At 61.8% G+C, this 25,728-nt stretch carries 28 protein-coding genes and 1 pseudogene; 18 read left to right on the top strand and 11 right to left on the bottom strand.

From position 1 onward, the window contains the following. The first annotated feature begins 34 nt into the window (after positions 1 to 34). Together VEIS_RS14525 and VEIS_RS28800 are read left to right on the top strand one after the other, a co-directional pair. Positions 35 to 3,190, top strand: a complete 3,156-nt coding sequence (locus VEIS_RS14525; RefSeq protein WP_011810715.1) for an outer membrane lipoprotein-sorting protein — start codon at positions 35 to 37, stop codon at positions 3,188 to 3,190. An 8-nt stretch (positions 3,191 to 3,198) separates the two neighbouring features. Then, positions 3,199 to 4,428, top strand: a complete 1,230-nt coding sequence (locus VEIS_RS28800) for a DUF1302 family protein (protein WP_011810714.1) — start codon at positions 3,199 to 3,201, stop codon at positions 4,426 to 4,428. Between the two features lie 145 nt (positions 4,429 to 4,573). Here VEIS_RS28800 and VEIS_RS30585 read toward each other — a convergent pair whose 3' ends face one another. Then, a complete protein-coding gene (locus tag VEIS_RS30585; protein WP_011810713.1) occupies positions 4,574 to 4,735 on the bottom strand; it encodes a MerR family DNA-binding transcriptional regulator in 162 nt (53 codons plus the stop codon). Positions 4,736 to 4,847: 112 nt separating this feature from the next. Between VEIS_RS30585 and VEIS_RS14515 the strand changes: the two genes are divergently transcribed. The 7 genes from VEIS_RS14515 (at position 4,848) to VEIS_RS14490 (ending at position 11,051) form a co-directional block, all read left to right on the top strand. Continuing rightward, a complete protein-coding gene (locus VEIS_RS14515; RefSeq protein WP_011810712.1) occupies positions 4,848 to 5,516 on the top strand; it encodes a cation transporter in 669 nt (222 codons plus the stop codon). Positions 5,517 to 5,519: 3 nt separating this feature from the next. Then, positions 5,520 to 6,296 carry a transglutaminase-like domain-containing protein gene (locus tag VEIS_RS26425; protein ID WP_083758638.1) on the top strand — a complete coding sequence of 259 codons (777 nt, stop codon included), beginning with the start codon at positions 5,520 to 5,522 and terminating at the stop codon, positions 6,294 to 6,296. A gap of 30 nt (positions 6,297 to 6,326) precedes the next feature. Further along, positions 6,327 to 6,995 carry a heavy-metal-associated domain-containing protein gene (locus tag VEIS_RS31650; RefSeq protein ID WP_407831843.1) on the top strand — a complete coding sequence of 223 codons (669 nt, stop codon included), beginning with the start codon at positions 6,327 to 6,329 and terminating at the stop codon, positions 6,993 to 6,995. A 54-nt stretch (positions 6,996 to 7,049) separates the two neighbouring features. Continuing rightward, a complete protein-coding gene (locus VEIS_RS14505; RefSeq protein ID WP_011810710.1) occupies positions 7,050 to 8,033 on the top strand; it encodes a tripartite tricarboxylate transporter substrate binding protein in 984 nt (327 codons plus the stop codon). Positions 8,034 to 8,067: 34 nt separating this feature from the next. Next, on the top strand, positions 8,068 to 8,580 hold the full coding sequence (locus VEIS_RS14500; protein WP_011810709.1) for a MaoC family dehydratase: 513 nt from the start codon (positions 8,068 to 8,070) through the stop codon (positions 8,578 to 8,580). A gap of 329 nt (positions 8,581 to 8,909) precedes the next feature. Beyond that, entirely contained in the window at positions 8,910 to 10,529 is a 1,620-nt protein-coding gene (locus VEIS_RS14495) for an alkaline phosphatase D family protein (protein WP_011810708.1), read from the top strand. A 153-nt stretch (positions 10,530 to 10,682) separates the two neighbouring features. After that, entirely contained in the window at positions 10,683 to 11,051 is a 369-nt protein-coding gene (locus tag VEIS_RS14490; protein WP_011810707.1) for a hypothetical protein, read from the top strand. 40 nt (positions 11,052 to 11,091) lie between these two features. On the opposite strand, the gene VEIS_RS14485 is transcribed toward VEIS_RS14490, so the two are convergent. After that, on the bottom strand, positions 11,092 to 11,892 hold the full coding sequence (locus VEIS_RS14485) for an N-acyl homoserine lactonase family protein (RefSeq protein WP_011810706.1): 801 nt from the start codon (positions 11,890 to 11,892) through the stop codon (positions 11,092 to 11,094). A gap of 49 nt (positions 11,893 to 11,941) precedes the next feature. Then, positions 11,942 to 12,226 (bottom strand): tripartite tricarboxylate transporter substrate-binding protein, encoded by a 285-nt coding sequence (locus VEIS_RS14480; protein ID WP_049773917.1) that lies wholly within the window; start codon positions 12,224 to 12,226, stop codon positions 11,942 to 11,944. 337 nt (positions 12,227 to 12,563) lie between these two features. On the opposite strand from VEIS_RS14480, the gene pcaC reads away from it, so the two are divergent. The 9 genes and pseudogenes from pcaC to VEIS_RS14440 all read left to right on the top strand — a co-directional run bounded on the left by pcaC (position 12,564) and on the right by VEIS_RS14440 (position 17,987). After that, positions 12,564 to 12,941 (top strand): 4-carboxymuconolactone decarboxylase, encoded by a 378-nt coding sequence (pcaC, locus tag VEIS_RS14475; RefSeq protein ID WP_011810704.1) that lies wholly within the window; start codon positions 12,564 to 12,566, stop codon positions 12,939 to 12,941. 4 nt (positions 12,942 to 12,945) lie between these two features. Further along, positions 12,946 to 13,422: an SDR family NAD(P)-dependent oxidoreductase gene (locus tag VEIS_RS14470; protein WP_011810703.1), complete on the top strand. Its 477-nt coding sequence runs from the start codon at positions 12,946 to 12,948 to the stop codon at positions 13,420 to 13,422. Between the two features lie 23 nt (positions 13,423 to 13,445). Then, positions 13,446 to 14,414, top strand: coding sequence for a Bug family tripartite tricarboxylate transporter substrate binding protein (locus tag VEIS_RS14465; RefSeq protein WP_049774076.1), 969 nt, complete (start codon positions 13,446 to 13,448; stop codon positions 14,412 to 14,414). 43 nt (positions 14,415 to 14,457) lie between these two features. Continuing rightward, complete coding sequence (locus VEIS_RS14460; protein ID WP_041950880.1) at positions 14,458 to 15,360, top strand: NAD(P)-dependent oxidoreductase; 903 nt, start codon at positions 14,458 to 14,460, stop codon at positions 15,358 to 15,360. Between the two features lie 23 nt (positions 15,361 to 15,383). Beyond that, positions 15,384 to 15,557: a hypothetical protein gene (locus VEIS_RS26420; RefSeq protein WP_157048524.1), complete on the top strand. Its 174-nt coding sequence runs from the start codon at positions 15,384 to 15,386 to the stop codon at positions 15,555 to 15,557. A 71-nt stretch (positions 15,558 to 15,628) separates the two neighbouring features. After that, a complete protein-coding gene (locus tag VEIS_RS14455; RefSeq protein WP_011810700.1) occupies positions 15,629 to 15,955 on the top strand; it encodes an NIPSNAP family protein in 327 nt (108 codons plus the stop codon). 31 nt (positions 15,956 to 15,986) lie between these two features. Then, positions 15,987 to 16,626 (top strand): annotated as a pseudogene (locus VEIS_RS14450) (NAD-binding protein). Next, complete coding sequence (locus VEIS_RS14445) at positions 16,623 to 17,030, top strand: cupin domain-containing protein (protein WP_011810699.1); 408 nt, start codon at positions 16,623 to 16,625, stop codon at positions 17,028 to 17,030. Before VEIS_RS14450 ends, VEIS_RS14445 begins: the two are co-directional and overlap by 4 nt. Before the next feature lie 249 nt (positions 17,031 to 17,279). After that, a complete protein-coding gene (locus VEIS_RS14440) occupies positions 17,280 to 17,987 on the top strand; it encodes a GntR family transcriptional regulator (RefSeq protein WP_041950057.1) in 708 nt (235 codons plus the stop codon). A gap of 177 nt (positions 17,988 to 18,164) precedes the next feature. Here VEIS_RS14440 and phnE read toward each other — a convergent pair whose 3' ends face one another. From phnE to VEIS_RS14400, 8 genes are all read right to left on the bottom strand, one after another. Beyond that, complete coding sequence (gene phnE, locus VEIS_RS14435) at positions 18,165 to 18,965, bottom strand: phosphonate ABC transporter, permease protein PhnE (RefSeq protein ID WP_011810697.1); 801 nt, start codon at positions 18,963 to 18,965, stop codon at positions 18,165 to 18,167. 41 nt (positions 18,966 to 19,006) lie between these two features. Then, on the bottom strand, positions 19,007 to 19,951 hold the full coding sequence (gene phnD / locus VEIS_RS14430; protein WP_011810696.1) for a phosphonate ABC transporter substrate-binding protein: 945 nt from the start codon (positions 19,949 to 19,951) through the stop codon (positions 19,007 to 19,009). 41 nt (positions 19,952 to 19,992) lie between these two features. Beyond that, on the bottom strand, positions 19,993 to 20,883 hold the full coding sequence (gene phnC, locus VEIS_RS14425) for a phosphonate ABC transporter ATP-binding protein (protein WP_011810695.1): 891 nt from the start codon (positions 20,881 to 20,883) through the stop codon (positions 19,993 to 19,995). A 118-nt stretch (positions 20,884 to 21,001) separates the two neighbouring features. Then, the gene (locus VEIS_RS14420; RefSeq protein WP_086014363.1) at positions 21,002 to 22,156 is read right to left on the bottom strand and encodes an alpha-D-ribose 1-methylphosphonate 5-triphosphate diphosphatase; all 1,155 of its coding nucleotides are present in this window, start codon (positions 22,154 to 22,156) and stop codon (positions 21,002 to 21,004) included. Continuing rightward, positions 22,153 to 22,878, bottom strand: a complete 726-nt coding sequence (phnL, locus tag VEIS_RS14415) for a phosphonate C-P lyase system protein PhnL (protein WP_011810693.1) — start codon at positions 22,876 to 22,878, stop codon at positions 22,153 to 22,155. Before phnL ends, VEIS_RS14420 begins: the two co-directional genes overlap by 4 nt. Further along, entirely contained in the window at positions 22,875 to 23,648 is a 774-nt protein-coding gene (gene phnK, locus VEIS_RS14410; RefSeq protein ID WP_011810692.1) for a phosphonate C-P lyase system protein PhnK, read from the bottom strand. The genes phnL and phnK overlap by 4 nt, the downstream gene beginning before the upstream one ends. Further along, a complete protein-coding gene (locus tag VEIS_RS14405; RefSeq protein ID WP_011810691.1) occupies positions 23,645 to 24,625 on the bottom strand; it encodes an alpha-D-ribose 1-methylphosphonate 5-phosphate C-P-lyase PhnJ in 981 nt (326 codons plus the stop codon). Before VEIS_RS14405 ends, phnK begins: the two co-directional genes overlap by 4 nt. After that, the gene (locus VEIS_RS14400; RefSeq protein WP_011810690.1) at positions 24,622 to 25,728 is read right to left on the bottom strand and encodes a carbon-phosphorus lyase complex subunit PhnI; all 1,107 of its coding nucleotides are present in this window, start codon (positions 25,726 to 25,728) and stop codon (positions 24,622 to 24,624) included. The genes VEIS_RS14405 and VEIS_RS14400 overlap by 4 nt, the downstream gene beginning before the upstream one ends.

Below are 25,728 nucleotides of genomic sequence, written 5' to 3'. Positions count from 1 at the left end.
ATGCTGGTGTAGTGGTTTTGAATGGGATACACCGATGCTTAGAAGTTCAATTGCATTTATCGTTCGGCGAAAATTTTTGGTGATTGCCGCGATTACGTTGCTGACGATTTTTTTTGGGACTCAGGTTCGAAACCTAAAAATTGTGATCGATCCGAACACAATGCTCCCCAAATCACATCTCAACGTCGTGGGCACTAACATTGCTGAGTCCCTGTTCGGGTCTAAACACGTTGTTGTCATTGGCGTAAGTGCGGCCGACGGTGGTAGTGCGTTGCGTCCAGAGGTCTTGTCGGTCGTTGCCAGAATGTCGACGCAGATGGCGGACATTCCTGGTGTCAAGCGCCACACACTGATGAGCGTGTCAGCTGACAAAGCTAAATCGATCTCGGGCTCAGAAACCGAAATGCGTGTTGAACCAATGTTGGATTCGCCAATCAATGCAGCGGCGGCAGCCCAACTTGGAAAGCATATTGCCGACAACCCGATCTATCAGGGAACTCTGGTATCGACCGACGGCACAGTGGCTTCGATCTCCTTTGCGATCAAGTCGGGGCAAAGTGGCTTTCGCGAAATCATGGACAAGGTCCAAGCGGTGGTCGAAAAGGAAAGCAGCTCTACGATCACAATTAACTCAAGCGGTGCGCCGGTTTTTTTCGCTGCGGTCGAGCGATTCGCCCAACGCATGGCGTTTCTGTTTCCAATTGCTCTGCTACTGATCGGACTCATCCACTTTGAGGCATTTCGCACCGTACAAGGACTGATATTGCCTTTGGTGACCGCGTTGCTGGCAGTCATCTGGGGCTTGGGCATCATGGGTGCTGCAAAGGTGCCAATGGACGCATTCAACGCCACAACACCGATCCTCATTCTTGCGGTCGCGGCAGGCCATGCCGTACAGATTCTCAAACGTTACTATGAAGAGTATGACCGAACCACACTAGCGAACCCTGATGACGCGCCAGCCGTAGCCAATGAAAAGGCCATCATCGAATCTCTGACGAAGGTAGCTCCAGTGATGCTAACAGCAGGTTTTGTTGCTGCACTTGGCTTCTTTTCTTTAATCACATTCGACGTGGCCACCATCCGTACATTCGGTATTTTCACAGGGGTCGGCATCCTTAGTGCATTGTTAATCGAACTGACGTTCATTCCAGCGCTGCGCAGCTATTTACCCGCACCACCCAAAGCCAAGCAGGTGAGCGCACAGGAATCTCGCCGCTTGTGGGACAGGCTATCCGATGCGGTGGCTACGACGGTACTTGCCCGTCGCAAGACCATCGTCATGGCATTTTTGTTGATAGGCGCGATCTCTTCGGGTGGCCTGCTGTTCATCAACCAGGAAAACTCCACTAAAAGCTACTTTGGCAAAAATTTGCCTGTGCGCCAGCAGGATCGGTTCCTCAATAACAAGATGGCGGGAACCAACACGCTTTACGTGGTATTCCAAGGTGATCGCCCTGATCGTATGAAGGAACCTGCCGTCCTCAAGGTGATCGAAGAGGCACAACGTTATATTGAGACATTACCCGACGTAGGCAAGACAGTTTCAATCGTCGACCTGATCAAGCAAATGAACCGGTCGATGAACGCCGGTGCAGCGCAGTTCAATGTGCTTCCGGCTTCGCAAGACATGGTTTCTCAGTATCTGCTGCTGTATTCAATGTCCGGGCAGCCGACTGACTTCGATTCTTATATCGACTACGAATACCGCAACGCTAATCTTATTGTGTGGATGAAGAACGACAGCAGCAAGTACGCTGCGTCAATCGTTACAAGCATTCGCGACCACTTGCAGACAAGACTTCCGAAGGGGATCAGTGTTCAGATCGGCGGTAGCGTTCCGCAGTCGTCGGCATTAAGCGAAACGCTTGTACATGGAAAGATACTCAATATATCGCAGATGATCTTCGTGGTCTTCGTGGCTGGGATTGTTATTTTTCGTTCGCTACTTGCAGGCATCTACCTGATCGTCCCGTTGTTGGTAACGGTGTTGGTAAATTTTGGTGTCATGGGTGTCACCGGTATTCCGCTCAATACCCCCAACTCGGTCGCATCAGCGATGGCCATCGGCATCGGTGCCGACTACGCAATCTATATCCTGTATCGTATGCGGGAGGAATTGCAGCGACTCGGAGACTTCGACTTGGCGCTACGTGAGACGCTACGCACGGCGGGGAAAGCAGTGGTTTATGTTGCCACTGCAATCGCCGGAGGGTATTCAGTGCTGATGCTGTCTTTCAACTTCTATGTGCATATTTGGTTCGGCATCCTAATTGTCATGTCGATGGTCGTCAGCGCATTGTCGGCGCTGATCTTGGTGCCTGCGCTGCTTAAAGCCTTTCCGCCTAATTTTCTTAGTCGAGGAGTGCGCCGACCTCTTAGCCCTGCGCTTGCGTCTACTGCTGTCGTGCTGTTGGCTTTAGGTGTCGTAATGTCGCACCAGTCCGCTCAGGCACAGGAACTGAAGGCTGATGAGATCATGGAGCGTAACTATCAGGCTACGCGGGTAGACAACTCGCTGTCGGAGGCAACCTTTCGCCTAATCAGTTCGTCGGGACAGGAGCGTGTGCGCAAGACTTTTGGTGCAACAAAGCTGCAACTTGACGGTGTGGGTAACCGACGCGTCATTCGGTTTTTGTCTCCGAGCGATGTGCGTAACACGACTACACTGCTGGTCGAGAACGCAGCGAACGAAGATGAAATTTGGGTTTACCTACCAGCCTTGAAAAAGCCTAGGCGATTGGCAGGTAACAACAAAAAAAGCAGTTTCGTTGGAACTGATCTGTCCTATGGTGACTTGGTCGGCCATAAGCCACAGAACTGGACTCATAAGTTTGTTCGCCAGGAAAAGCTCGCCACTTTTACGACTTACGTTGTCGAATCAGTGCCAAAGTCGCCGGATATAGCTGTCGACTCAGGTTATTCAAAGCGCGTCAGTTGGATTGACAAGGATAGCTTTGTAGCAATTAAAGTAGATTTTTATGATCCTGCGGGGACATTACTGAAAACAGCGGATAGCTCAGAGCTTAAGCAAGTTGATATAAAAAATAGAAAATGGCAGCCAATGTTGGTTCAAGTCAAGAACCATCAAACAAATGGTAGCACCATTGTGAAAATGGAAAAATTTGATGCCAACACAAAAGTTAGCGACGAGTATTTTTCCGTCCGCTATCTTGAAAAAGAAAAATAGGCTGACTGATGCGGATCAGATACTTCTTTAATGCGATCTGTATTGCAGCACTGTTTCAAGGCGTTCCCGTAATGGTGCAGGGGATGCCATTCGGTGAATGCCGGACAGGTTACTGGTCTTCAAACCGGAACCTTGATGATAAAGAAGCCATATCGAAGGCGACATGTTTTGTTAACTGGCATCCTTCTCTCGGCGAAGGTATGCGATTGGGGATGAACGCGCGCCTGGGCACTCGTGACGCTGGCGATGGCGAAGGTGCCCATGGGCGACTTCGCGAAGGTTTTTTGGAGATTGAGTCAGGCGCACTCACTTGGCGTATCGGACGTCAGATTATCGCCTGGGGTCGCTCTGATCGAATCAACCCTACTGACAGTCTATCGCCGCGTGATTTAACACTGCTCGTGCCGGATGACGACGAGCAGCGCATTGGTATCAATGCAGGACTTGTTCGTTACAATATTGACAATTCGCTATCGGTAACGGCGGTTGTTGCCCAGTTCGAGGCAAACAGGATTCCGCAAGGCTCTCTGCCCCAAAATTTGATCCGATCCACTGAACCTAGCCGCCCTGAATGGGCTCTCAAGTTAGACAGGTCTGGTGGTGGCGTCGATTGGTCTATTTCCTATTTCGACGGCTTTGATGGCTTCGCGCGGTACAGAGTTGACTTCGCGTCGCCAACGACGCCAGTGTTCCGAAGCGCCTACGAACGGGTGCAAACTTTAGGTGCTGACTTCGCGTGGGCACAAGGTGCATGGACGATGCGTGGTGAATTTTCTTATTCCCACTTAGAGCAGAGTTGTGTCCCCTGTGAGTTGAATCGACGCAAGGTGGCTCGCGCAGTTCTTGGTGTTGATCGAGATTTTTGGGACACTGCGAATATTAATTTCCAATTGTTCTCCGTCGTCCGCAGCTATCAAGACCTCGAGTCCGTGCCCGCTGCGCGGAAGCCTTTTGCTCTCGCCTTGGATCGTCTTGATTCTGAGTTTGCTGCCCGGGAATGGGGTATGACGTTTCGTGTTTCAAACCGCTTCCTCAATGATCGACTCAAGCTAGAGTTGGCCGCAATCGCAGACATGACGAACCAGAGCTTAGTATTGCGTCCGCGTGCCAGCTACGCATTCAATGATTCGCTCAAGCTCGGCGTTGGAATCGACTATTTCCGAGGAGATAACCAGACGTTCTTTGGTGCCAGAAAAAGGAACGACACCGCTTTTGTCGAATTGAGTCTAATTTATTGATTGACAAAGGTGTGCGGCCGTGTAAATCTGTATTTATTTTATATTCCCACGCATCAACCTGTTGCTTGGTACAAAATCCTGCGGTGAACCAGTTGATGTGTCGAGATGGCAGGCACAAGCCTCGCCGTGTGCAGCGGCAACCAACTCATGAAGAATTCCGCACTCCCCTGCGGTCCAGATGCGCTTGGCTGTAAGCACGGTAGCCGTTGTGACTGTGTACAGGATCGGGCAGCAGCCCGGTTTTCTCGTAGTAGCGAATCGTTTCGATATCAACGCTGGTGGCTTGTCCCAGTTCACCGATGCGCATGGCAGTTTCCCATTGGGACTCCTTGGCTGACGAAAGCAACTCTATTTCATGCTTGACCCTAGAGTTGCTACAGGGTGTGTAATACTAACATAGATACTAAAAAGGGAAATGTATGTCTGCCAGTTGCTGTGGTTCTACCTGTTCATCACAAACTGCCGCTAGCCCGCGCTATCGCAAGGTACTATGGGCTGCGCTGATCATCAATGCCGTGATGTTCATTGTCGAAATTGCTGGCGGGCTAAAGTCAGGCTCGGTTTCACTGTTCGCCGATGCGGTTGACTTCGCTGGTGATGCCACCAACTACGGAATCTCGCTAGCCGTGCTATCTATGGGCCTAGCGTGGCGATCACGCGCCGCGATAGTAAAAGGCATGTCGATGGTGGCGTTCGGGCTGTTCGTGCTTGCCAAAACAGGTTGGGCCGCGATCAACGGCATTCCGCCGGAACCACTGACGATGGGTGTTGTCGCAGTGCTGGCGTTGCTCGCAAACGGCGCGGTGGCCCTCATGCTTTATGCCTTTCGTGACGGTGACGCCAATATGCGATCTGTCTGGCTGTGCAGTCGCAACGATGCCATTGGAAATGTTGCGGTGATACTGGCTGCCGCCGGAGTGTTTGGCACTGGTAGTGGTTGGCCTGACCTCGTCGTCGCGGTGATTATGGCAGGACTGGCGCTCTCGTCAGGGGTTGCCATTGTGCGACAAGCCAATCGAGAGTTGACGGTCCAAACTGATTCGACTTCCACTCAGCTTAAATATATCCTCCGAAAGGAAGAGGCATAAGCCATGACGGACGAAAATTTGCCAAGTTCACCGGAATCACCGGAACTCCTACAACCGACCAGAATGCTTGATTTTCAAACTGACAACATTCGCGCCCTCGTGAACAAGCGGGGGTGGCGGCAGCAAAGTCGTCAGGAAGATGCTGCACGTGCAGTCTACGAGTTTTGCCGAGAAGAAATTTTGTTTGGTTATAACTCTGATGCAGACGACATGCCAGCTTCGCGCGTGCTGGCGGAAGGAGTCGGGCACTGCAACACGAAAGCTACCCTACTGATGGCCTTGTTGCGATCAGTTGGCATCCCGTGCCGGTTGCATGCCTTTACGATACACAAGAACTTACAACGTGGGGCACTCACACCCTTCGTGTACTTCATGGCTCCGCGCGAGATTATTCATACCTGGGCCGAGGCGAAACTTGGGAATCAATGGGTAGTATTGGAGGGATTGATTCTGGACAGTGGCTACCTGGAAGCTGTTCAGCATCGATTTACTCACTGTGCCCATCCTTTTCTTGGTTACGCAGTAGCAACAGCCGATCTACAAAAACCACGGGTAGAATGGACGGGGGGCGATACATTCATCCAGCGTGATGGCATTGCGAGAGAACTAGGAATTTATAAATCCCCGGACGAATTTTATGCCAAACAAGGGACGAATCTATGTGGAATCAAAGGATGGCTATATCGCAACTATTTTTATAAGCGATTGAACGAAAATATATCGAATATTCGTGGTGGTTTTAATCAGATGGCCAATCATGACCAACAATGTAGTCACTAATCCCGTAGACCAAAAGAATCAACATACCAAATTGACGGCATGACATGCCAAGGCTGCGTCAAGCGTGTTCACGCCGCTTTGGTTCCGTTTGCTGAAACGGTGACAGTGAATCTCAATCCGCCTCTTGCGGTTTTGACGCACCTTAAGGGTAATTTGGTTGATCTGCAAGACGCCTTGTCTGGTACACGTTATGCAATAAGCCTTGCAAATAACCAAATAGAGAACTTCGGAGGCGACTCTCTTGTCAACTTGAGCGCCAGTGCGCTGTTGACCGAGGCAGAGTGGAAGGGGGCGTACATTTTGGCGAAGAAAAAACCGCCGACTCAGCCACCGACCATTCGTGAAGTCATCCGGCAAATCGCCATGCTCGGCGGCTTCCTGGGCCGCAAGTGCGATGGACAGCCCGGCGTCAAATCGCTCTGGCTTGGCTTTGCTCGGGTCAGGGATTTCGTGCAGGGTGTTGAGCATATGCGCTTGCTTCAGGATGCGGGGGAAGTTGTGTGTAAGGGCATGCCCCTGACCCCGTTACGCACCCAGCCAGCGCCCGCGCCGCGGGCGACCCGGCGGTGGACGCGCCGCCAAACGCATCACAAGCGCTTCGGGGCAAGGCGCCTCACCTGCGGATCACCCGCCGGCCTCGCAGCGTGCGATCGGGAGTTCCGGGCGATTGCCCGGGCGCAGGCCGGTCAACAGTACTAACATGGCAACCCACGGGCGACGCCCACCCGAACGCAAGCAGATGGAGACCGCGCGATGACTGATTTTCTCCCCCGGTTCGCTGCCGCGATGGCGCTGGGTGCCTGCCTGCTGGCCGCCACCCCGTCAGCCAATGCCGATGCGCCATATCCTGCGCGTCCGCTCCGGATGGTCGTGCCCTATGCCGCCGGCGGTCCGACCGACACCTTCGCTCGCGCGCTGGCCGAAAGCTGGGCCAGACAGCTTGGCGTTGCGGTGCTCGTGGACAACCGCTCCGGCGCCGGCACGGTGGTAGGCACCGAAGTCGTCGCCAAGGCCGTGCCGGATGGCTACACCATGCTGATGACCACCGTGGCGCACGCGGCGAACCAGCGCATCTACGCCAAGCTCCCCTATCGGACGGTGGAAGATTTTGCGGCCGTGGGCCTGGCCGCGCGCGCCCCGCTGGTGGTACTGGTCAACAAGTCGGTTCCGGCAGCGACACTGCCGGACTTCATTGCCTACCTCCGAACCCGCCCGGGCAAGGTGAACTACGGCTCGGCGGGTGTCGGCAGCGCTCCGCACCTGGCGGCAGAACTGCTCAACCACATGGCCGGCACATATGCCGTCCATGTGCCGTATCGCGGCAGCGCGCCAGCGCTGGCAGACTTGATCGGCGGGCATGTCGAATTCATGCTTGACAGCACGGCCAGCGGTCTGGCCCAAGTGCGCTCGGGCAGCGTGCGGCTGCTCGCCACCTCGATGAGCCAGCGCCTGCCCCAGACGCCAGACACGCCCGCAGTGGCGGAGGCGGTGCCCGGGTACGAGGCCTATACCTGGAACGGCTTGTTCGTGCCGGCCGCAACGCCCGCGCCGGTCATCCGCAAGCTGTCGGATTCGCTGGGCCGTGCGCTGCAGGATCCGGCACTCAAAAGCAAGGCCCATGGGCTTGGCCTCATGCTGGAGGAGCAGCCCACAGCCGCTGCGCTCGACGCCTTCTTGCAGGTCGAACTGGACAAATGGGGCCGCGTCGCGGCGGCCGCCCGGATAACCGCCGAGTAAGCGCCGAGTAAGCGCCGAATGAGGAATGACAACGATGATCAAGCATCAGCTTTGCGCACAGCGCTATTTCGAGGACTTCGCGCTCGGCGAGCGCATGAATCTGCCCTCGCGCACCATGACGGACGCGCTGTTCGCGGCGTTCCAACTGGCCAGCGGTGACAACCATCCGATCCATTACGACGTGCAATACTGCCGCGCACAGGGCATGCCGCATATGCTGGCGCATGGCTTTCAGGTGCTGATACAGACCGCTGCCGGCGCGGGTCTGTTTCCCCATATGGTCGAGGAGTCGCTCAAGGCATTCATCGAGCAAAGCAGCCGCTTTCTCGCACCCGTGTATGCGGGCGATACGCTGTATTGCAGCCTGACGGTCAGCGAACTGATTGCGGGCCGCACGACCGGCGTGCTGACGATGCGCTCGGAAATCTTCAACCAAGACCGCGTATGCGTGATGGATGGGGTGCAAAAGTACCTCTTGCGCAAGCGTGGAACGCCCAGCCACGGCCCCACCGGCATCCGGCCGCCGTCGATCGCGCCACAGGCGTGATGCGGGCGTGATGCGGGCGTGATGCGGGCGAGCGCAGCGGACAACCAGCGGACAGGGCGCAGCGCACCGAATCGTCCGCATCCCGGCCCGAGCACTCTGGCACGCAGGGCAACGGGTCGGGCATCCGCCCTTCATGCGATGCGCGCGCGGCCCCGGCAGTGCCTTCGCAGTCCTGGAGTGCTGGTCCGTATCCGGCCATTTTTGTCCTTCAGCGCCGCCCCCTGGCAGGCCGGCCCCGGCAACGACTGGCGTTCATGCAACGGTCACATCGCCGCACTACATTGCGGTTGCTTGGCCATTTCCAGCCATCGCCCACCATGGAGTCCACAGTGCCCGCTGACCGTCCCACACCCGAATCCCGCCGTCAATTCCTGCGCCAGGCCACGCTCGGCACCGGCGGCGCCCTGCTGGCGGCAGGTCCATTGTCCAGCGTGCTCGCGCAGCAACAGGCGCCGGCCGTCATCACGGCCGAGCGCCTGCGGCCGCAGGTGCGCAGTGGCGCGATGAGCGGCGACACCACGCGCGACGCAGCCATGCTCTGGAGCCAGACCGACCGCGTTGCGCGCATGGTGGTGGAGTATTCGGCCCACGAGAATTTCAAGAACGCGCAAACCATCACCGGCCCGCTCGCGCTGGCGCGCAACGACTACACCGCGCGCGTCGATTTGCGCGGCTTGCCGGTGGCGCAGCGGCTGTACTACCGCGTGCGTTTTCAGGATCTGCAGCACAAGTCGGCCTGGAGCGAGCCGGTGACCGGCAGCCTGATCATCGCGGGCGGCAGCGGGCGCGACATCAGCTTTGCGTTTTCGGGCGACGAGGCCGGACAGGGCTGGGGCATCAACGAAGCCTGGGGCGGCTATCGCGTGTACGAAACGATGCGCCGTTTCCAGCCCGATTTCTTCATCCACTCGGGCGACCAGATCTATGCCGATGGCCCGATACAGGCCGAGGTGACACTCGACGACGGCAGCATCTGGCGCAATCTGGTGACGCCTGCCAAGGCGAAAGTGGCCGAGACGCTCGACGATTTTCGCGGCAACTTCGCCTACAACCTGCTGGATGCGAACAAAAAGAGATTCATGGCCGAAGTGCCCTTCCTGGTGCAATGGGATGACCACGAAGTGCGCAACAACTGGTGTCCCGACCAACGCATTGACGCGGCGGACAAGCGCTACCAAGAGCGCGATTTGAATCTGCTGATGCAGCGCGCGCGCCAGGCCATGTTCGAGTACAACCCGTTTCGCATCGACAGCGCCGATCCGCAGCGCATCTATCGCTCTTTCGACTACGGCCCCTTGCTGGAGGTGTTCATGCTCGACGAGCGCAGCTACCGCAGCGCCAACTCAGCCAACGCCCAAGACCGGCAAGGCGCAGATACCGCTTTCCTCGGCACGGCGCAAATGCGCTGGCTCAAACAGTCGCTGCGGCGCTCGCGCTCGACATGGAAAGTGATCGCCAGCGACATGCCGCTGTCGATCGTCGTTCCCGACCTGAACCCGGGTGTGCCGCCAGACACTTACGAAGCCTGGGCCAACGGCGAGCACGGCATGCCCCTGGGCCGCGAACTGGAAGTGGCTCGACTGCTGCGCTTCATCAAGCACCACCAGATCAGGAATGTGGTGTGGGTGACCGCCGATGTGCACTATGCGTCGGCGACTCATTACACGCCGCAGAAGGCGCGCTTTACCGACTTCGAGCCGTTTTGGGAGTTTGTCGGCGGGCCGCTGCATGCCGGCTCTTTCGGCCCGGGCAAGATCGACCGGACATTCGGTCCGGATGTGCGCCATGTCAGCATCCCGATGGACATGAAGCAAAACCGTCCGCCCACCGAATTGCACCAGTTCTTCGGCATCGGCAAGATCGATGCCAAGACCAAAGCCATGACGGTGTCCCTGCACAATGTCGAGGGCAACAAACTGTATGGCGTGGAGCTTGCGCCGCAAGCCTGATCACCAGTCGCCGCCGGGCCGTTCGGCCTGGCCAGCCCCACCTTTGCGACGAGCGCTTCGACAGGCTCGATGCGTCGGCGCTGAACGCCATGGCGGCGAACGTCTACGATTTCGACGACACCCATATCCCGACCATCGTGCACCCTGACTGCCGTGGGTGTGGTGCTCCTGCGGCGCCGCGCCGGACTGGAAGGATTCAATGATGCGGCAGCTTGCGATCATGCCGTGCGCGCGCTCGGCGCGACGGTTCGATTCGCGGACGATGCCGACATGGCCGTGGACACAGCGCGCGTCACGATCGGGTTCACCGATGGCGGCACCCTGGCCGAGGAGGTCACGACTTCTCACGCAGGCCTGGCGCGCCCCATGCCAGACAGCGATATCGAACACAAGCTCGGGGAGATTTGCCGCCATGGGCAGTCAGGCATCGACGCAGCGCCACTGATCGAAGCGCTGTGGTCGCTCGATGGGTGCGCCGATGTCTCCAGGATGCGGGCGCTGGCCGCGCCTGCGGCCAGCTAACGCTTCGGCCGACCCCGGGAGCAATAGGCGAAAGGCAGCCTCAGCGCACCTGCTGCTCGTCTTCATGCAACGCGGCAACGATGCCGGAAAGCCCGGTGCCCGGTGGCGGGTAGCGCAGCAGCACCTGCGGGTCGTGCCCCGGAATCACATGCGCCGGCGACTCTGCCAGCCCCCGGATCCGCTGCCAGCCTTCGACCATGTCGCCCATGTCGTGGACGATGGGAAAAGGCTTGCCTTCCCCGATGTTCCGGTAATAGTGGCTGGCGTCGGATGCGAGCACCACCCAGCCGCGCCGCGTGTGCACGCGCACCGCTTGCAGGCCCATCGTGTGGCCGCCGATCAGGTGCACGGAAATGCCGGGCGCCAGCGTCTCTTGGCCGTCGTGGAAGCGCACCCGGCCTGCGTAAACGCTGCCGACCATGCGCAGCACGTCGAACACGTCGTAGGCCGCATGCATGCACTGGTGCGCCATGTAGCGGCCGGTCGCGAACTGCATCTCGCGGTCTTGCAAGTGGAAGGTTGCGGCAGGAAACAGCTCGCAGTTGCCCGCATGGTCGTAGTGCAGGTGCGTGACGATGACGTTGCGTATGTCGGCCGCCGACTCGCCGATCAGCCCCAGCGCAGTGGCCGGGTTCCGCAAGAGCCTGCGGCCGCGTGCGGTCGCGGCCTCCTGGTTGAAGCCGGTATCGATGGCCCACACGCCGGAGGGCCCGCGGATCAGCCAGACAAAGTAATCCATCGGCATCGGGCCGTCGTGCGCATCGCCACCGATGAAGTTTGCCGATGCATTGCGATCGTGCTCGGCGTACTTGATGGCGTACACCTCGTGCACAGGGGTCATCTTTTGTCTCCTTCTTTGCTGGTCGGCGACGCGACCGCGAATTTTCCATTCACTGTATCTGCAAGCCCTTTTCCTCGATGATCTGCGTCCACTTGCCGATCTCGTGCGCAATGAAGGCCCTGGCTTGGGCACGGCTGCTGCCCACCACATCGAGGCCATCGCGCTCGAACATCGGGCGCAGCGCCGCACGCTTCATGGCTTCCAGCGTCGCCGCGTGCAGTCGATCGATCACTGCTGCCGGCGTTCCAGCCGGTGCGGCCAGCACGAACCAGTTCAAGGCCTCGAAGCCGGGTAGCGTCTCGGCGATGGTCGGCACATCGGGCAGCGCCGCCATGCGCTTCGAAACGGACGCGCCAGCGCGTCCACTCCGCCCCCGGCCGCGAACGGCACGATCAGCCGGATCGGCTTGACCGGATAGTCCGCCGCGACGGCTGCGCCGAGCCATGCGAGTTGAAAGAACCCGAACGCCATTGCGCACCATCCCGTCGGTTTCATGAAGGCTCCTTCATCCGCATCATCCGCATCATCCGCATCATCCGCAGTTCACGTTCTGACATATCGTAATGCAATCATACAATATGGCAATATCATTGACAGACTATCCGTAGACGACTAGCATCTCCAGCTTGCAGATCGCCAACGCCTGTTCATTCAACGGATCAAAGGAAGCCATGAACCAGGAGCTCTATGAAAAGGGTTTGAAGATTCGCCGCGAAGTGGTGGGTGATGCCTATGTCGATGCGTCGCTGAAAAACGCCGACGAATTCAGCCAGCCGATGCAGGAGCTGGTCACCCAGTACTGCTGGGGCGAAGTGTGGTCGCGCCCCGGGATCGACCGGCGCACCCGCAGCCTGATGAACCTGTCGATGCTTGCCGCACTGAATCGCCCGGACGAACTGCACACGCACATACGGGGCGCCATCAACAACGGCGTGACCAAGGCCGAGATCCGGGAGGTTTTCCTCCAGGTCGCCGTCTACTGCGGCATGCCGGCAGGACTGGGCAGTTTCAAGATCGCGCGCCAGGTGTTCAAGGAAATGGGCATCTGACGACATGAAAGGCAAGACTGCGCTCGTCACCGGATCGGCCGGCGGCCTGGGACTGTCGATCGTGCGGGGACTCGCTGCCGCAGGATGCAACGTGGTGCTGCATGGCCTGGATCCCGTGGCAACGATGCATGCGCGTTGCGCCGGGCTTGCCCAGGCACATGGCGTGCGCGTGGACTACCGGCATGCCGATCTGGCAGAGCCGCATGCGATCGCGTCCATGGTGCGCGGCATTGCGGACTCCACTGGCGGCATCGACATCCTGGTGAACGACGCCGTGGTCCGGCACATGGCTCTGATCGACGGGTATCCGGTCCAGCACCGGGGCATGGCGCTCGCCATCAACCTCACCACCAAGACCGCACCGCCGGGGCTGACGCGCGCCGTCGCGGTCGAGGCGGCCAGCGACGGGATCACCTGCAATGCTGACAGGCCGGCTGACTCTGCGCTGACAAGCGCCCGAAGTTTGTGCACGGAGCCGTAGAAGAATGCCCAAGGAGACGAATGATGTTGCGCCATATCCTGGCCGTTGCTGCCACCCTGTTGATTTCTGAAGAGGCATCTGCCCAGGCATTTCCTTCGCGCCCGCTCACGATCATCGTGGGTGTCGCGCCCGGGGGCACGCTCGACACGCTGGCCCGTCTGGTTGCGGCCTCGCTCACCACAGACTTCAAGCAGCCCGTCATCGTGGAGAACGTGGTGGGCGCCGGCGGCCTGATCGGCTTTCAACGCTTGCTGAAAGCCGATCCCAATGGATACACGCTGATGTTCAGCAATCCATCGATGGTGCTGATCCCGCTGCTCTACCCCAAGGCCGGCATCGATGCCGTGTCCGATGTCGAGCATGTGGGCCAGGTCGCAACAGTGCCCATGGTGCTGGCTGTCAGCAACAGCAGTGGCATCACGAGCCTGCCTTCGATGCTGGCGCGCATGCGGGACGGCAGCCTCAAGCCGGACCTTGGCTCGGGTGGCCCGGGCACCACATCGCATCTGGCAGAGGCCCTCTTCCTGCTGCTCGCCAAAGGCGCGGGTCAACTGGTGCAGTACCGCGGCTCGGGCCCTGCCATCACCGACCTGATGGCCGGCACCATCGACGGCATCATCGACCAGACCGTGACCCTGATGCAACTGCATCAGGGCCAACGCATCAAGGCCATTGCCCTGGCCGCGCCGCGCCGCATACCGCAGATGCCCGACGTGCCGACTTTTGCCGAAGGCGGCCTGCCAGCGTTCGACTTCACGATCTGGAACGGTGTCTTTGCGCCCAAGGGGACACCCAAGGCCGTGATGGCGGCGCTGTCCGAGGCGCTGTCCAGAGTCATCGATCGCCCGGAATTCAAGGCGCGCCTGGAGCAGATGGCAGCGCAAGCTCCTGCCCCATCCGAGCGGGGCTCCGATGCTTTGAGGCAGATCGTTCAGACCGACCAAAAGCGGCTGGCCGGGATCGCCCAATCCACCGGCTTGCAAGCGCGCTGACCACGCACCTGTCTTCTTCATTCACGGCAACCGGGAAATCATGATGAGCAAGCAAACCTTTGGCTTTATCGGCCTCGGCAATATGGGCGGCCCCATGGTCAAGCGCCTTTTGCACGCGGGCCACACGGTGCTGGTGTTCGATCGCGACGCGGCAGCCCTCGCGCGTGCCGTGGCCGACGGCGCGCAGGCGCGATCGAGCGCACTCGACGTTGCCGACGCGGCAGCGACCATCTTCCTGAGTCTGCCGGACGGCCCGGCCGTGCAGCATGTCATCTCGGCGCAAGACGGCCTGCTGCAAGGCAAGCGCGTCAAGTGCGTGGTCGACCTGTCCACCATCGGGCCACGCGCGGCAGTGGCTGCAAGCCAGGCGCTTGGCGCGCGCGGCATCGCTTATGTGGATTCGCCTGTCAGCGGCGGCATCGGCGGTGCGGAGCGCGGCACCCTGGCCGTGATGACCGCCTGCCCGCAGCCGTTGTACGACGAGCTTGCTCCGGTGCTGAAGAACTTCGGCCGGCTGTTCTACATGGGCGCTGGCCCAGGTCTGGGTCAGACCATGAAGTTGGCCAACAACCTGCTTTCTGCTGCGGCGGTGGCCATCACGTCGGAGGCGATGGCCATGGGTGCCAAGGCCGGCCTGGATCCGGGCGTGATGCTGGAGGTGATCAATGCCGGCTCCGGGCGAAATTCGGCAACCATGGAGAAATTTCCGAAGGCGGTGCTGACCGGCACCTTCAACATCGGCTTTGCTGCGCGGCTTGCCTGCAAGGATGTGCGGCTGTGCCTCGAAGAGTCCGAGGCACTGGGCGTGCCGATGGTGGTCGGCGCGGCTGTGCGCGAGATGCTGGTCGTCACCAACGCGGTCTATGGCAAGGATGCGGACTATACGGATGTGGCGCGTCTGCTGGAGACATGGGGCGGCGTGCCGATTCGCCAACATGTGAAGTGAAGTCTGCGGTGCGCACGGTCCTAGTGTCGCGTCACCGATCATCTGTCGGTCTGCGCTGGCCATCGAAGCGCATCGCGGCGTTGCATCACTTGCCAATACACTCTGTATTGGCTGCGCGATGCGCCTTGCGCTGCGCTCCGATGGCTGCGCCCAGCCTACGACATCTGATCCGTGACACAACACTAGCGGCCTTGTGATGAAAAGAATATGATTGACGGATCGTAAGACAAACATCCGTATCCCGTAACCCTCCACCCAGGACATCAGCATGATCGTCGAAATGCGTATCTACCATTGCTTGCCGGGCAGACTTCCTGCGCTGCACGACCGGTTCATCAAGAGCACGCTGGGCTTCTTCGAAAAGCACGGCATCGTGCAGATCGGCTTTTGGACCACCTTGGCCGGACCGAGCAACCATGCGCTGACCTATCTCCTCCAATGGGAGAGCCTGGCCGAGCGCGAAACCAGATGGAACGCCTTTCAGGCCGATCCCGAGTGGATCGCAAAACGTGCCGAAAGCGAAGCGACGCAAGCGATCGTGGAGCGCATCGAGAACCATTTTCTGACGCCGACCAGCTATTCGGCCCTGCGCTGAACGGCGCAGTTTTCGGCGCAAGACCGGCACCATGAACACACGGCAGTTGGGCTTCATCGGCCTGGGCCACATGGGCGGGCGGATCGCGCGGCGCCTCGTCGATGCAGGCATCGAGGTGCTGGGCCTGGACACCGCACCGGAGCGCGCGGCGGCAGCGGGGGCGCGAACGGCCGCTGGCGTGCGAGATGTCGTCGCCTTCGCCGATGTAGTGCTGCTTTCGCTGCCCGACAGCCATGTGGTCGAAGCCGTGGTCGAAGGCGCCGAAGGTGTGCTCGCCACTTCCCGCGCCGGGCAGACCACCAAGCTGCTGAACAACTTTTTGAACGCAGCGGCCCTGGCCGCAACGGCAGAGGTGATGGTGGCGGGCAAGAAGGCAGGGCTCGATCTGCATGTGCTGCCCGATGTTCTCAACAGCAGCAGCGGCGTGAACTTCGTGACACTGAATCGCTTTCCGAAGATCGTCGATGGCGATTATCTGGAGGGCGGGCTCACCAGCAAACGGATGACCAAGGATCGGGTGCTGTACATCGACCTCGTGCGCGAACTGGGCGTGGCGTCGCTGAACGCTTCGGGCCCGTTGGCAAGTTCGCGTCGTCGATGCCATCGGCGACATGTCGGGTGGCATCCGATTGGCGGGTGCAAAAGACCTCAAAACAGGAGCGATGCAATGAAAGTATTCCAAGGCAGGGCCGGCACGGTGTCGGAGCGCCGGTCCGCGACGTTCAGCGGCGTCGTGTGGGCCGATCCGATGATGCCCACCATCGACAAGGTGACGGTCAACAGCGTGTGTTTCACGCCAGGTGCGCGCACGTTCTGGCACACGCATGAGCAGGGCCAGATCCTGCAGGTGACATCCGGCAGCGGTTTTGTCTGCCTCGACGGAGAGGCGCCACAGACCATCCGCACCGGAGATGTCGTCTGGATCGGCGCCAACGAGCGCCATTGGCATGGCGCGGGCAGCGACACGCTGATGGTCCACACAGCCACTTCTCTGGGCACCACCCACTGGGCCGAAGAAGTCCTGGAAGAGGTCTATCGCAAGGCCGCCGGCACGGGCAGTCCGCGCCTTCTCTGATACGCAAGAGGCGGCGCTGGCCTTGTCGCCTGAACAGCAACGCGCCAAAGATGCATTCGTCCGGGGCCATGGGGCCTGTATGGCGCCGGAGGTGCTGGAGATCGTCCGCACCACCGGGCTCCACGGCGCGGCAATGGCGGCGCCGATGCTCGCGGCAGCGCTGGCCGAAGCGGGCAGCCGAGCCGTAGCCGCAGCAGACTGTCGTATGATGGCCTGTCTAATTGTCTCATCGTCAGACGAGAAAAAATCATGGCAGCCGGGATGGAATTGGTACGGCCAGAATCGCTGCGGCACCATATCGAGAACGTGCTGCGCCAGGCCATCATGTCCGGCCGCCTGGCTCCCGGGGCCCGGCTCGTGGAGCGCGAACTGTGTGAATCGCTCGACGTCAGCCGCACCTCGGTGCGCGAAGCCCTGCGCAGCCTCGAAGCCGAAAAGCTCGTGCGCACCGTGCCCCACAAGGGGCCGATGGTCGCAGTCATGTCCAGGCGCGAAGCCTCCGATCTGTATGCGATTCGCGGGCTGCTCGAAGGCTTTGCCGCCCGTGAATTTGCCAAGCGCGCGGACAACGCCGCCATCGCACGATTCGGCGATGGCGCCAAGAAGTTGCGGGCTGCGGCCCTTGCCAGCGATCAGCCCGGCGTGCTGGCCGCCAAGACCCATCTCTACGACATCCTGCTGGACAACTGCGGCAACGTGCTGGTCAAGGAAATCCTGACCAGCATGTATTCGCGCATCAATCTCTTGCGCGCCACTTCGCTGATGCATCCCGATCGGCTGCCGTCGAGTCTCAAGGAAATCGACGCCCTCTTCAAGGCATTGAAAGCGCGTGATGCCGATGCTGCAGAAGCCGCAGCGCGACTGCATGTGGCAAACGCAGAGAAGGCCGCCATTCGCATGCTCGAAGAGAAATCCCCGGGCAGCGAAGAGCCCGGCTTGCCGTCCGGGCACGGCTGATGGCCGGTCTCCCTGCGCGCCTGACCGCTCGACGGCCGGGCGCTCACCGCTCACCGATCGTCTGCGCGCGTAGCCGAACTCGTCTTGCAAGCACTCGGCGTTGCCAGCGCCGAGGTGGTGTGATGGATCGATGGAGGATGGCCTGCGGCGCGTGGGCGTGGCATCCGGGCCGTTGCCTCAAATCAATGCCTTGCGGATGCGCGCCGAGACCAGATCGATGGCGCTCACACTGACCACGATGATCAGCATCACGGCGCAGGTCTCGGCGTACTGGAAGCCGCGAATGATCTCCCACAGCACCACGCCGATGCCCCCTGCCCCGACCATGCCGACCACCGACGCCGAGCGCACGTTGGCCTCGAAGCGGTACAAGGTGAATGAGATCCACAGCGGCATCACCTGCGGAATCACGCCGTAGATGATTTCGTGCAGCGCGCTCGCTCCGGTGGCGCGTATGCCTTCGACCGGTTGCGGGTCCGTGGCCTCGACGGCCTCGGAAAACAGTTTCGCCAGCGTTCCCGAGGTATGTATCCACAGCGCCAGCACCCCGGCAAAAGGCCCCAGACCCACGGCCACCACGAACAGCATCGCAAACACCATTTCGTTGATCGCGCGAAACCCGTCCAGAACCCGGCGCACCGGCTGGTAGATCCACCAGGGCACGATGTTCGACGATGCCAGCAAGGCCAACGGCACGGCCGTGAGCACCGCCAGGGCCGTGCCCCACAGCGCGATTTGCAGCGTGACCAGCATCTCTTGCAGGTACAACTGCCACTGTGAGAAATTGGGCGGAAAGAACTCGGCCGCGTAGCGCACCATGTTGCCCGAGTCGCCCAGCAGATCCAGCGGGCGCATGTCGGCGCCTTTCCAGGACGCGGCCAGCAGCACCAGCAACAGGCCCCAGCACAGGTACCAGCCCAGGCTGTGCCGGGGGATGGCGGTCTGGGCCAGCGCCAAGGGGTTCGGGGCAGAGGACATGGGGGTACCTGTGGGTGTCGAAAATGTCTCGGGAGGGTGTTTCACTGCAACGCGGCCAGTTGCTGGTCGATCTCGGCCAGCCGGGTTTTCTTGTCGGCCTCGGTCAGCGTGGTGTCGGCTTCGATCTTGTTGCGCTTGCCGAACAGGGTCAGCTGGCGGATGGGTGTGAGCTGCGCGTTGCTCGACGGCTTGAAGCCCGACAGCTTGGACAGCTTCATCACGATCTCTTTCTCGCGCGCATCGGTCTTGGCGTAGTTGTAGAAAAAGTCCTTGATCTTGGCCTTGGTGGCCGGCGCCAGGCCCTTGTGCATGACCAGCGGGTCGAGCGCGATCAGCGGCGAGGTCCAGATGACTTTGATGTCCTTGAACTTCTCGGGATAGCGCTCTTTGATCTTTTCCAGGTTCTCGCTGTTGTTCGTGGCCACATCGACCTGCTTGTTGACCACGGCCAGGGCGTTGGTTTCGTGGTTGGCGCTGCGCACGATCTTGAAATGCGTCTTGGGGTCGAACTTGTTCAGCGCGAAGGCGTAGTAGCCCGGCACCAGATAGCCCGAGGTGGAGTTCGGGTCGCCATTGCCAAAGCTGAGCGAGCGGGCGTTTTTCAGCACGTCGTCCAGCGTGTTGCAGGGGCTGTCTTTGTGCACGATCAGGTGCGAGTAGTAGCCCTGCGTGCCATCGGCGTTGACCATCTGGGCGAACACCTCGCCGTTGGCGCGGTCCACGGCCTCCATTGCCGATTTGTTGCCCAGCCAGGCCGCCTGCACCTTGCCAAAGCGCATGCCTTCGATGATGCCGGCGTAGTCGGGGGAGAAAAAGGCGTGGACTTTGAGGCCGGTCTGCCGCGCCATGTCGTCCAGCAGGGGCTGCCAGTCGGCTTTGATGTTTTGCGAGGCTTCGGTGGAAATGAAGCTGAAAGTGATGTCCTGGGCCGCAGACAGACCCATGGTCAGGGTGGCGGCCAAGGCGGCGCCCAGTTGCTTGAACATGAGGGAACTCCAAAAACGGGTGGAAGAAGTGAACGGGCCGGTCAGGCGGCCCGGGCCATCGCCGGCGCGAACTGCGGCAGCGGCGTGATCGGCGATGGGGGCAATGGGGGCGATAGGGGCGACATGGGCGCAGGAACGGCTGCCGGCGCTGCGTCTGCCAGGATCTCGTCGGCCTGCACGCCGTACAGGCTGCGCAGCAGCGCGGGTGTCAGCGCGGCCGAAGGGCCGTCGTACACCACCTGGCCGTGGTGCAGTGCGACCACGCGCGGGCAGTATTTGATGGCCAGATCCACCTGGTGCAGCGAGACGATGACGGTGCAGCCGTCCTCGCGGTTGATGCGCGCCAGGATCTCCATCACCTTGCGCGCGGATTCGGGGTCGAGCGATGCAATCGGCTCGTCGGCCAGCACCACTTTGGCGCCCTGCACCAGCGTGCGCGCAATCGCCGCCCGCTGCTGCTGCCCGCCCGACAGCGTGGAGGCCCGCTGCGCATGGCAGTCGGCAATGCCCACGCGGGCCAGCGCCTCCAGCGCCAGCGCGCGCTCCTGCGGCCGGAACAGGCGCAACCAGCCGCGCCACGAGGGCATGCGGTGCAGCAGGCCGACCAGCACGTTCATCAGCACCGGCAGGCGGTCGACCAGGTTGAACTGCTGGAACACAAAGCCTACCTGCGAGCGCACTTTGCGGATGTCGCGGTGGATGCTCCCGCCTTGCTGCACGCAGCAGCCATCGACCTCGATCAGCGAGGGGCTGTGCGCGTCGGCCACCACCAGACCTGCCACATGGCGCAGCAAGGTGGATTTGCCGGAGCCCGAGGCGCCGATCAAGGCCACCATCTCGCCGTGCTGCACGCTCAGGTCGATGTCGCGCAGCGCCTGCTTGCCGTTGGCAAAGTGTTTGTTCAGTTGTCGGATATGAAGTGCGGTAGACATGGTGCTTTCCTTTTCTGGGCGTCGTTCAGACCACCGCAGTGTGGCCGCCGGGCGTGACAATGCGTTGACAGTCGATGGCCTGTGCCGCAACGCCGCCACAGCGCCACAGCGCCACGCCCTACAGCACGCGCCGCCCCTCGCGCCAGACGCTGCGCACCACCGCCTGCCGGGTTCCGTCGGGCAGGTCGATCATGTGCAGTTGCACCAGGTCCGCGCGCAGGCCCGGGGCCAGTTCGCCCCGGTCGGACATGCCGGCGGCGCGGGCCGGGTTGCGGGTGACGGTGGCCACGGCCCGGGGCAGGCTCAGGATGTCGCCCTGCACCAGCCGCAGCACGGCGCCCAGCAGGCTGCCGGGCACATAGTCCGATGAAAGTATGTCCAGCAAGCCCGCGCGCGCCAGTTCCGTGGCGGCCACGTTGCCGGAATGCGAGCCGCCGCGCACCACGTTCGGCCCGCCCATCACGGTGAGCAGGCCGCGCTCATGCGCGGCGCGCGCTGCGGCCAGGGTGGTCGGAAATTCGGACAGCGCTGCGCCCTCGGCATGGGCCTGCTCGACATGCGCGACGGTGGTGTCGTCATGGCTGGCCAGCGCAATGCCGTTGGCGCGGCAGTAGTCGACGAAGTACGCGCGGTGCGGCGCGGCGTAGCGCTCTTGCAGCGTGGCGGCATGCAGCACCTGGCGCTCGAACTTCTCGTCGCTCCAGCCCTTTCTGCCGGTGTAGTAGGTGCGGGCCTGGGCGAGGTTCTCCCACTGGCGCTGGCCCGGTGTGTGGTCCATCAGCGAGATCAGTGTCAGGCGGGGATGGCCGTGGAAGGGCGCGAACAGGTCGATGGTGTTGGGCGCCGGCAATTCGCAGCGCACATGCAGGTGGTGCTCGGCGCGCAGCAGGCGGCGCTCGGCGCAGGTGTCGATGCTGTCCAGCACCCGGTTCCAGGGGCGGCTGCGCAGGCCGCCCGCGTCGGCCTCGCCCACCCCCAGCGCATCGAACACCGTGGTGATGCCGGCTGCGGCAATCTCGGCGTCATGCGCCAGCAGCGCCGGCAGTTCGGCCCAGGGTACCTGGGGGCGGGGCATCAGGTGGCGCTCGAAGTTGTCGGTATGCAGTTCGACCAGGCCGGGCAACAGGTAGTCGCCGTCCAGATCGATGCCCGCCAGCGCCGATGTCGCACCGGCGTCGAGCGCCGCGATGCAGCCGCCATCGACCCGCAGGCTGCCCTGCACCACCTCGCCGGGCAGCACCAGGCGGGCGTTCTTGAAAATGCTTGCGCTCATGCCCATGGCGTGACACTCCGGAAGTCGGCCACATTCACACGCCGCGTGGCCACGGCTGCGCCCACCTGGGTGTCGTGAAAGATGCCGACCAGCGCGGCGCCGCGCGCCAGCGCTTCGCGGATCAGGTCCAGCACCGTCGCGGTGTTGGCCGCGTCCAGCGATGCCGTGGGTTCGTCGAGCAGCAGCAACGGTTTGGGCTTGATCATGTTGCGCGCGATGTTGATGCGTTGCTGCTCCCCGCCCGAGAAGGTGGCCGGCGGCAGCGGCCACAGGCGCTCGGGAATGCGCAATCGGCTCAGCCAACTGCGGGCCAGCGCATACGCTGCCTGCTGCGCCCGGGCATCGCCGGCTGCGTCTTCGATCAACGGCTCGGCCACCACGTCCAGCGCCGACACCCTGGGTATCACGCGCAGGAACTGGCTGACGTAGCCGATGGTGTCGCGGCGCAATTGCACCAGCGCCCGGGGCGTGGCCTGGGTCACATCGACCAGCGCGCCCTGCGCCGAGCGCACCGTGATGCTGCCCTCGTTGGCCAGGTAGTTGGCGTAGATCATTTTGAGCAAGCTGCTTTTGCCCATGCCCGAAGGGCCGTCGAGCACCAGGCATTCGCCGGGGTGTACGCACAGGTTCACCCGGGCCAGCACCGGTAGCTCGATGCCGTTTTGGTGGTGCAGGGTAAAGCGCTTGGCCACCCCTTGCAGTTGGACGATGGGGGCGTTCATGGTTGCAGTACCGAAGAGACCAGGAGTTGGGTGTAGGGGTGCTGCGGGTCGTCGAGCAACTGGTCGGTCAGGCCCGATTCGACCACGCGGCCGCGCTGCATCACCAACATGCGGTGCGCCAGCAGGCGGGCCACGGCCAGGTCGTGGGTGACGATGACGACGGCCAGTTGCATCTGCCGCGTGAGCTGGCGCAGCAGGTCCAGCAGGCGCGCCTGCACCGATACATCCAGGCCCGAGGTCGGCTCGTCCATGAAGATCAGGCGCGGTTGCGTGACCAGATTGCGGGCGATTTGCAGGCGCTGGCGCATGCCGCCCGAGAAGCTGCGCGGGGCGTCGTCGATGCGGTTGGCGTCGATCTCCACCCGCTGCAGCCACTCGATGGCCGTGGCCCGCAGCCGGCCATAGTGGCGCTCGCCCAGGCCCATCAGCCGCTCGCCCACGTTGGCGCCGGCAGAGACCTCCATGCGCAGGCCGTCGGCCGGGTTCTGGTGCACGAAGCCCCAATCGGTGCGGGCCAACAGCCGCTGCCGGGCCAGGCCCAGCGCAAACACATCCTGCAACTGGCCATCGCGCTGGCGAAACTGCACCAAGCCCGCGTCGGGTGCGCTGCGCGCAGCAATCGCATCGAGCAGCGTGGACTTGCCCGAGCCGGACTCGCCCACCACGGCCAGCACCTCGCCGGGCCACAGGTCGAAGGAAACATCCTCCAGCGCCACGCGCTCGCCGTAGCATTTGCGGATGCCGCGCACGCTCAACAAGGCGGCGTTCATGCGCGTTCCTCCGTGGCGGCGGCGGTCGGCCGGCCTTCCCGGTCCGTTTGGCGTTCTTGGCGTTCTTGGCGTTCTTGGCGCTCTCGGCGCTCCTGGCAGTAGTCCGAATCGGAGCAGGCGTGCATGCGCGTGCCCTGGTCGTCGGTGATGACTTCATCGAGAAAGCTGTCGGTCGCGCCGCACAGCGCGCAGGCGGCATTTTGGCGCTGTACCTCGAACGGGTGGTCTTCAAAGCCCAGGCTTTGCACCGCCGTGTACGGCGGCACGGCGTAAATGCGCTTTTCGCGGCCCGCGCCAAACAGTTGCAATGCGGGGTTCATGTGCATCTTGGGGTTGTCGAACTTCGGGATCGGTGACGGTGACATCACATAGCGCTGGTTCACCAGCACCGGGTAGTCGTAGGTGGTGGCGATATGGCCGTAGCGGGCAATGTCCTCATACAGCTTGACATGCATCAGGCCGTATTCGGCCAGGCCGTGCAGCGTGCGCGTTTCGCTCTCGCGCGGCTCCAGGCGCTGCATGGGCTCGGGCACCGGCACCTGGTAGACGATGACCTGGCCTTCGGTCAGCGGGGTCTCGGGAATGCGATGGCGCGTCTGTATCAGCGTGGCCATGCGCGTGCGCGTGGTCGTTGCCACCGCCGTGGTGCGCTCGAAGAAGCGCCGGATATTGACCGCGTTGACCGTGTCGTCCGAGCCTTGGTCGATCACCTTCAGGCAGTCCTGCGGCCCGATGATGGCGGCCGTGACCTGGATGCCGCCGGTGCCCCAGCCATAGGGTAGCGGCATCTCGCGCGAGCCAAAGGGCACCTGGTAGCCCGGAATCGCCACGGCCTTGAGAATCGCGCGGCGGATCATGCGCTTGCTGCGCTCGTCGAGATAGGCGAAGTTGAAGCCGCCATCGACGGATGGTGCATCAGGCTGTGCATCAAGCCGTGCATCAGGCTGTGCATCGGTCGCCAAGGGCAGCGTGTTCATCTGTCATCTCCGGCAGGGGATCGGGCCGCTGCGCGCATCTTGCGCACCAGTTCCAACTCGGCCTGAAAGTCCACGTAATGCGGCAGCTTCAGGTGCTGCACGAAGCCCGACGCCTCCAGACTGTCGCTATGGGACAGCACGAACTCCTGCATCTGCGCGGGCGATTGCACCGTCTCGCCCAGTTCATCGGCGCGCAGCGCGCGGTCCACCAGGCTCATCGCCAGGGCCTTGCGCTCGCTGTGGCCAAAGGCCAGGCCATAGCCGCGCGTGAACTGCGGCGGCTCACTCTGGCTGCCGGCAAACTGGTTCACCATCTCGCATTCGGTGATCTCGATGTCGCCGATGGAGATCACAAAGCCCAGTTCCTCGGGCGCAATCTCCAGCGCCACCGTGCCCAGGCGCAGTTCGGCGACGAACGGGTGCGAGTGCGCATAACCGCGCTGGGTGGAATAGGCCATCGCCAGCAAAAAGCCCTCGTCGCCACGGGCCAGGTTTTGCAAGCGCGTGGCGCGGTCTGCCGGAAAGCGCAGCGGCTCGCGCGTCAGGTCGGTGGCGCCGGGGTCGCCCGGGGGGACGGGCCGGGTTTCGATCAGCCCTTCCTGGTTGAGCAGCTCCACCACGCGCGCCGGGGGAGGTGTCAGCCCGGGGGCCTCGGGCGCCCAGTCCGCCACCGGGTCGGCCAACGGCTCCTGGCTCTGCGCCAGCAGCGTGAAGTCCAGCAGGCGCTGCGTGTAGTCGTAAGTGGGGCCCAGCAGTTGGCCGCCGGGCAGGTCTTTGAAGGTGGCCGAGATGCGCCGGTCCAGCAGCATGCGGGCGGTATCGACAGGGCAACTGCTGCCCAGGCGCGGCAGCGTGGCGCGGTAGGCGCGCAGCAGGAAGATGGCTTCGACCAGATCCCCGGCAGCCTGCTTGATCGCCAGCGCGGCCAGTTCGGGGTCGTACACCGAACCCTCGGTCATCACGCGGTCCACGGCCAGCTTGAGCTGCCCACGGATCTGTGACACCGACAGTGGCGGCTGCGCGGCATCGCCCCGGCGCTGCTCGGCCAGCCGCCGGTAACTGCTGCGGATGGCGGCTTCTCCGCCCTTGACGGCAACGTACAT

The organism is Verminephrobacter eiseniae EF01-2 (assembly GCF_000015565.1).
Lineage (GTDB): Bacteria > Pseudomonadota > Gammaproteobacteria > Burkholderiales > Burkholderiaceae_C > Acidovorax > Acidovorax eiseniae.
Note: the sequence above shows the minus strand (reverse complement) of the source record. Positions and strands in the feature narration are given on the sequence as shown.

Bases quoted from the DNA above. Each gene is read 5' to 3' on its own strand.
- VEIS_RS14440 (WP_041950057.1), top strand. From the start codon at position 17,280: ATGGCAGCCGGGATGGAATTGGTACGGCCAGAATCGCTGCGGCACCAT.
- VEIS_RS30585 (WP_011810713.1), bottom strand. From the start codon at position 4,735: ATGCGCATCGGTGAACTGGGACAAGCCACCAGCGTTGATATCGAAACG.
- VEIS_RS14405 (WP_011810691.1), bottom strand. From the start codon at position 24,625: ATGAACACGCTGCCCTTGGCGACCGATGCACAGCCTGATGCACGGCTT.
- pcaC (WP_011810704.1), top strand. From the start codon at position 12,564: ATGAACCAGGAGCTCTATGAAAAGGGTTTGAAGATTCGCCGCGAAGTG.
- VEIS_RS14505 (WP_011810710.1), top strand. From the start codon at position 7,050: ATGACTGATTTTCTCCCCCGGTTCGCTGCCGCGATGGCGCTGGGTGCC.
- phnD (WP_011810696.1), bottom strand. From the start codon at position 19,951: ATGTTCAAGCAACTGGGCGCCGCCTTGGCCGCCACCCTGACCATGGGT.
- phnE (WP_011810697.1), bottom strand. From the start codon at position 18,965: ATGTCCTCTGCCCCGAACCCCTTGGCGCTGGCCCAGACCGCCATCCCC.
- VEIS_RS14470 (WP_011810703.1), top strand. From the start codon at position 12,946: ATGAAAGGCAAGACTGCGCTCGTCACCGGATCGGCCGGCGGCCTGGGA.
- phnC (WP_011810695.1), bottom strand. From the start codon at position 20,883: ATGTCTACCGCACTTCATATCCGACAACTGAACAAACACTTTGCCAAC.
- VEIS_RS14465 (WP_049774076.1), top strand. From the start codon at position 13,446: ATGTTGCGCCATATCCTGGCCGTTGCTGCCACCCTGTTGATTTCTGAA.
- VEIS_RS14420 (WP_086014363.1), bottom strand. From the start codon at position 22,156: ATGAGCGCAAGCATTTTCAAGAACGCCCGCCTGGTGCTGCCCGGCGAG.
- VEIS_RS26425 (WP_083758638.1), top strand. From the start codon at position 5,520: ATGACGGACGAAAATTTGCCAAGTTCACCGGAATCACCGGAACTCCTA.
- VEIS_RS28800 (WP_011810714.1), top strand. From the start codon at position 3,199: ATGCGGATCAGATACTTCTTTAATGCGATCTGTATTGCAGCACTGTTT.
- phnL (WP_011810693.1), bottom strand. From the start codon at position 22,878: ATGAACGCCCCCATCGTCCAACTGCAAGGGGTGGCCAAGCGCTTTACC.
- VEIS_RS14400 (WP_011810690.1), bottom strand. From the start codon at position 25,728: ATGTACGTTGCCGTCAAGGGCGGAGAAGCCGCCATCCGCAGCAGTTAC.
- VEIS_RS14515 (WP_011810712.1), top strand. From the start codon at position 4,848: ATGTCTGCCAGTTGCTGTGGTTCTACCTGTTCATCACAAACTGCCGCT.
- VEIS_RS14525 (WP_011810715.1), top strand. From the start codon at position 35: ATGCTTAGAAGTTCAATTGCATTTATCGTTCGGCGAAAATTTTTGGTG.
- VEIS_RS14485 (WP_011810706.1), bottom strand. From the start codon at position 11,892: ATGACCCCTGTGCACGAGGTGTACGCCATCAAGTACGCCGAGCACGAT.
- VEIS_RS14480 (WP_049773917.1), bottom strand. From the start codon at position 12,226: ATGGCGGCGCTGCCCGATGTGCCGACCATCGCCGAGACGCTACCCGGC.
- VEIS_RS14500 (WP_011810709.1), top strand. From the start codon at position 8,068: ATGATCAAGCATCAGCTTTGCGCACAGCGCTATTTCGAGGACTTCGCG.
- VEIS_RS14445 (WP_011810699.1), top strand. From the start codon at position 16,623: ATGAAAGTATTCCAAGGCAGGGCCGGCACGGTGTCGGAGCGCCGGTCC.
- phnK (WP_011810692.1), bottom strand. From the start codon at position 23,648: ATGAACGCCGCCTTGTTGAGCGTGCGCGGCATCCGCAAATGCTACGGC.
- VEIS_RS14455 (WP_011810700.1), top strand. From the start codon at position 15,629: ATGATCGTCGAAATGCGTATCTACCATTGCTTGCCGGGCAGACTTCCT.
- VEIS_RS14460 (WP_041950880.1), top strand. From the start codon at position 14,458: ATGAGCAAGCAAACCTTTGGCTTTATCGGCCTCGGCAATATGGGCGGC.